The sequence below is a fragment of the Salmonella sp. SAL4457 genome (genome assembly GCF_046548235.1).
GTDB lineage: Bacteria > Pseudomonadota > Gammaproteobacteria > Enterobacterales > Enterobacteriaceae > Salmonella > Salmonella enterica.
In genome coordinates this window covers 1-251 of sequence record NZ_JBGDZO010000984.1, presented here as the reverse complement: position 1 = coordinate 251, position 251 = coordinate 1, and the positions used below count along the sequence as shown (strand labels likewise).

At 70.1% G+C, this 251-nt stretch carries 1 pseudogene; it reads right to left on the bottom strand.

Annotated features, from left to right (window positions below):
• Positions 1-251 (bottom strand): annotated as a pseudogene (locus tag ACLJNW_RS27125) (sodium:proton antiporter); the annotation flags it as partial.

Sequence of the window (251 nt, the reverse complement as noted above, 5' to 3'; positions counted from 1 at the left end):
GCAGCGGTCCAGGCCGGCGAGCGCAACGGCAGGCGCAGCTTGAGGCCGCCGATGAACAGCGAGATCAGCAACGCCGCCTCGCTGAGGTGTTCGAACCAGCCGCTGATGTCCGCCAGGCCGCTGCGCCAGGCGTGCAGCCCGGCCGGGCCGATGGCCAGGCCGAACAGCAGGTAGATGAACGACGTGCTGACCGGCAGCAGGCGCAGGTAGGCCGAAGCCAGGCCGAGCGTCAGCAGGATGCAGCCCAGTAC